The sequence below is a fragment of the Mesorhizobium sp. M7A.F.Ca.CA.002.09.1.1 genome, assembly GCF_003998555.1.
Lineage (GTDB): Bacteria > Pseudomonadota > Alphaproteobacteria > Rhizobiales > Rhizobiaceae > Mesorhizobium > Mesorhizobium ciceri.
Window position 1 is genome coordinate 1 of sequence record NZ_RZRR01000473.1, and the last position, 4,280, is coordinate 4,280.

5 protein-coding genes are annotated in these 4,280 nt (G+C 61.2%); 4 read left to right on the plus strand and 1 reads right to left on the minus strand.

Going from position 1 to position 4,280, the window contains the following annotated elements; all coding sequences use genetic code 11:
* Positions 1-873: LTA synthase family protein (locus EN994_RS19975; protein ID WP_164746028.1), on the plus strand; the 873-nt coding region annotated here is incomplete at its 5' end.
* Between the two features lie 47 nt (positions 874-920).
* Here EN994_RS19975 and EN994_RS19980 read toward each other — a convergent pair.
* Complete coding sequence (locus EN994_RS19980; RefSeq protein ID WP_063167703.1) at positions 921-2,582, minus strand: pilus assembly protein; 1,662 nt, start codon at positions 2,580-2,582, stop codon at positions 921-923.
* Between the two features lie 451 nt (positions 2,583-3,033).
* Here EN994_RS19980 and rpsF point away from each other — a divergent pair, with 451 nt between their 5' ends.
* The 3 genes from rpsF to rplI all read left to right on the plus strand — a co-directional run.
* Positions 3,034-3,534, plus strand: a complete 501-nt coding sequence (rpsF, locus tag EN994_RS19985) for a 30S ribosomal protein S6 (RefSeq protein WP_013532520.1) — start codon at positions 3,034-3,036, stop codon at positions 3,532-3,534.
* A complete protein-coding gene (gene rpsR / locus EN994_RS19990) occupies positions 3,534-3,782 on the plus strand; it encodes a 30S ribosomal protein S18 (RefSeq protein ID WP_006203718.1) in 249 nt (82 codons plus the stop codon). Before rpsF ends, rpsR begins: the two co-directional genes overlap by 1 nt.
* Before the next feature lie 218 nt (positions 3,783-4,000).
* Positions 4,001-4,280 (plus strand): 50S ribosomal protein L9 (rplI, locus tag EN994_RS19995; RefSeq protein WP_127307747.1); only part of this gene is annotated, 280 nt, incomplete at its 3' end.

Sequence of the window (4,280 nt, forward strand, 5' to 3'; positions counted from 1 at the left end):
CTCAAGAGCCAGGGTTATCGGGCGCGCGCCATCCATCCGGGCACCAACTGGTTCTGGAACCGTGGCGCGGTCTACGCCGATTTCGGCTTCAACGATTTCAAGTCGGAAGAGACGCTGCCGCCAATGCAAAAGCGCGGGCCACTGGCATCGGATGCCGCGATGACCGACGAGATCATCAGCGAGGCCGACGCCAGCGAAGAGCCGGTGTTCTTCTTTGCGGTCAGCCTGCAAAACCACGGTCCCTACGAACCGAACCGCTATTACAGTCCCACGCACAGGGTGCAGGCGCCGATCAGCCAGTGGGCGCGCGAATCGCTGCTCAGCTACGCCGAAGGCTCAGCCGATGCCGATCGCGGTCTCGAACGCCTCGTCGAATGGGCAAAGACACGCTCCCGCCCAACCGTGATCGCCTTCTTCGGCGACCATCTGCCGCCGCTCGGGCCGGTCTATGTCGAAACCGGCTTCCTGAAGGACAATGTCGCGCCGCGCAAGGAAGCGTCGCCCGAGGCTGCCCTCGAGCATCATGAGACGCCGCTGGTCATCTGGTCGAACCGCACCGGGCCGGCTGAGCACATGGGCGCTGTCAGCCCGGCCTTCCTGCCCTATCATATCCTGAAGACGGCCGGCATCAGCCATCCCTACTACACCGGCTTCCTGGGCGAGATGAGCGAACACTACCGTGTCGTCGACCGCAATTTGCTGCTGACGCCGGCTGGCGAGGCCACGCCCGATTGGGCGCGGCAGAAGGAGATCGATCCGGCGATCCGCGATTTCCGCCTGCTGCAGTACGATATGATGTTCGGCAAACGCCACGCAGCGCCCGACTTCTTCCCCGAAACGGTCGACAAGATTGTCGCCGCCCATACGAGTTGAGGCCAGCGATTTCCTCAGAGCCTGCTGGTCCGTCTCGGTTCGCGTGTTCAGTTGGTCAATTGCAGCTTCGTGAAGTTGTTGGCGATCTGAAGGAACACGTTCGGCAGTTTGGTCGGATCGTTGACGGCATAATAGTTGCTCGGATCCGAGGCGCAGGCGCTGTAAAGCGCACGGTTGGCTGCGGTGTCGGATTGCAGCACCATGGTGTAGATCTGCACGCCCTCGTTCTTCAATTGCGTGCAAACGTTTTTGGTCCAGCCGTCGACATTGCGCGCAGCGGTCGTCTGGTTGTCCGATCCGAAGCGGCCGCCAGCCAGATAGCCATAGGATGTGTAATCCGACTTTGTCGGTTCTTGTTCGCTGGCGCCATAGACGACGTTCTCGCCGTCGGTGAGCAACAGCACGATCTTGCTGATGCCGGGCGTCTTCCAAGGCGCTCCGTCGGTGTAGGGCGCGGCGGGCGACAGCACACGCATACCCCATGACAGGCCCTCGGAGACATTGGTACCCGAGCCATTCCACTCGGTCATCTGACTGGCCGCCTTGCGCAGCTTGTCGAAATCGTCGGTCAGGGGGACCACCGGGGTCGGACACGCACGGTTCGGGCCGACAGTGACGGGAGAGCCGATCTCGGTGATGAGTTCCTTGGCGGGCGCAACATATTTGGCGATCTTTTCCCTGGCATCCCTGTCATCGGGCGACAGAAGTTCGATGAGATTGCCGAGCAGGTTGCTGAGATCGATGCCCAGAATGTTGATGCCCGACTGGGCAAGCCTGGTTTTGTCGCTGACATCGTTGAGATAGGAGTTGTTGTAGTATTTATCCGAATTGCCATAGGAGCCAGACGGCTTCTGGGCGTCTTCGGGATCATCCGGCGCAAAGTAGGGCACGAACAGCGTGTCGGGCTTGGCCGGGTCGGGTGGCGTGTCGGAGATATTGTAAGCGCCTGGCCGCGCCTCGACGCAACCTTTCCATCCGGTGCCATTCCATCCGGCATCGGCCCATCCGGTCTTCTTGAGCTGTTTGAAAAGCGCCATGTGGTTCGGCCGCTTGCCGTCGATGACGGGAAAATTGACGCCGTTGGTTGAGGACTTGCCGTCCATGTCGATCCAGGACGGGTCGAAGCCGTCGCCATTGACATTGACGGCCGTCACGAAAGGAACCAGCGAGGCGCGGATCTTGCGCGTTGGCGATTTCGCCGCTTCGAGCGTGTCGAGCAACGATTTTGTCGCCGTCCTCAGCGCCGTCATCCGCGCGCCGGCCATCGAGCCGGTGTTGTCCAGCACCAGCACGACTTCGAGCTGGTTGTTCGATTCGACCGCCGAGGCATCGACCACGATGTGCTTGCTGTCGCCGAACAGGAAGGCGAAGTTGAGATGGACGTCCGCCGAGGCAACCGCCTTGGTCTTGACGAAGTTGACGCCCTTGTCGACAGTCAACGTCGCCTGCGCATTGTCGAGCTCGCCATGACCGACGATGTTGGCCTGGAAATAGCGGTTGAAAGCGTCATTGCGGGTGATGTCGAGATCGCCAAGATGCGAAGAAGCAAGGTTTGCCGAATCGAGAGCGTTCTGCAAATTGCTCTTGGCCCGCATAAGGGTCGAGACATCGGTTGCGAAAGCGACTGCCGTCAGGATGACCGGCAAACCCAGTCCCAGCACAAGCGTGAAATTGCCGCTCTTCGAGCGCCAGAATTTGTTGAGAAGCATCCTTACCCCCGGAAATGCTTGCCGCTTTTGCGCGGTTGTCCGGGCTTTTGCGCCTTCCATGATGAATCGACCGTTGACGGCCAGGCTTCAACTCCACACAACCTGCTGGTGTGGTTAAGACGTGGTTGCCGGAAACCACGACTCCGGCCGTTGCTGCTCCCGATCGTCGCCTGCGACACACGGGAATGCCGCTTGCCCTTGCTTTGCGGCCGGATTGCTGTATAGACGCCCGCAATCTGCCGGTCCTTGCTGGGGGCTGAACGGAGGGCCGGAGGTTTTTCAGAACCTTCGTGTGAAGCCGGAAGTGCTTCCGCCTCCCGTGTCTCCGCTCTCGACCGTCTCGTCATGCTCCTTTCTTCCCCCTGCCCCTCGAGGGTTTGCGGGTCAGAGAAGTTGCAGAGGCTTTTGCCGCCGGGAACCGGGAGAGAAACGAAGAAAGGCATAAGACATAATGGCTCTTTACGAACATGTGTTTCTTGCCCGGCAGGACCTCTCGCAGCAGCAGGTCGATGCGCTTGTCGAACAGTACAAGGGTGTCATCTCCGCAAATGGCGGGTCCGTCGGCCGGGTCGAGAACTGGGGACTGAAGTCCCTCACCTACCGGGTCAACAAGAACCGGAAGGCTTACTACACGCTGATGGACCTGAATTGCCCGGCGGCCGCGCTCAACGAGATGGAGCGCCAGATGGGCCTGTCCGAAGACGTGCTGCGTTTCCTGACCATCAAGGTCGAGGCGCATGAGGAAGGCCCGTCGGCCATGATGCAGAAGCGCGAAGAGCGCTCGGAACGCGGCGGCTTCGGCGACCGTGACCGTGGCGATCGTGGTCCGCGTTCGTTCGGCGATCGTGATCGCGGCGACCGTGGCGATCGTCCGCCGCGCTCGTTCGGCGACGCCGGTGCCGATCGTGGTCCGCGCCGTCCGCGCGAAGGCTTTGAAGGGGGTGCAGAATAATGGTCGACATCAATCAGATCCCGACCCGGCGCCCGTTCCATCGCCGCCGCAAGACCTGCCCGTTCTCCGGCGCCAACGCGCCCAAGATCGACTACAAGGACGTGCGTCTGCTGCAGCGCTACATTTCCGAGCGTGGCAAGATCGTGCCGTCGCGCATCACCGCCGTCAGCCAGAAGAAGCAGCGCGAACTCGCCAAGGCGATCAAGCGCGCCCGCTTCCTCGGCCTGCTGCCCTACGTGGTTCGCTAATATCTCAAATGCGGGCGGTTCGCCGCCCGCTCTTCTCCCACGGCGACGGGCGCCGCAGGGTTGAACATCAAATCCCGGGTTGAGGTCAAAACCTCTAACTGCCGCACAGGCAGGACAGCGACACCAGCGCCAAAGGCGCTCAAGCTTCCTGACCTGTTCCCAAGACATTCGGCGCCGATCTCATCGATCGATTGGCGTCCAACCAAAGGAACAAATCCATGGACGTCATTCTTCTCGAACGCGTTTCCCGCCTCGGCCAGATGGGCGATACCGTCAAGGTCAAGGACGGCTTCGCCCGTAACTTCCTGCTGCCGCAGGGCAAGGCGCTGCGCGCCAACGAAGCCAACAAGAAGAAGTTCGAAGGCCAGCGCGCCCAGCTTGAAGCCCGCAACCTCGAGCGCAAGTCGGAAGCGGCCCAGGTCGCTGAAAAGCTCGACGGCAAGAGCTTCATCGCCGTTCGCTCCGCCGGCGAAACCGGTCAGCTTTACGGTTCCGTTT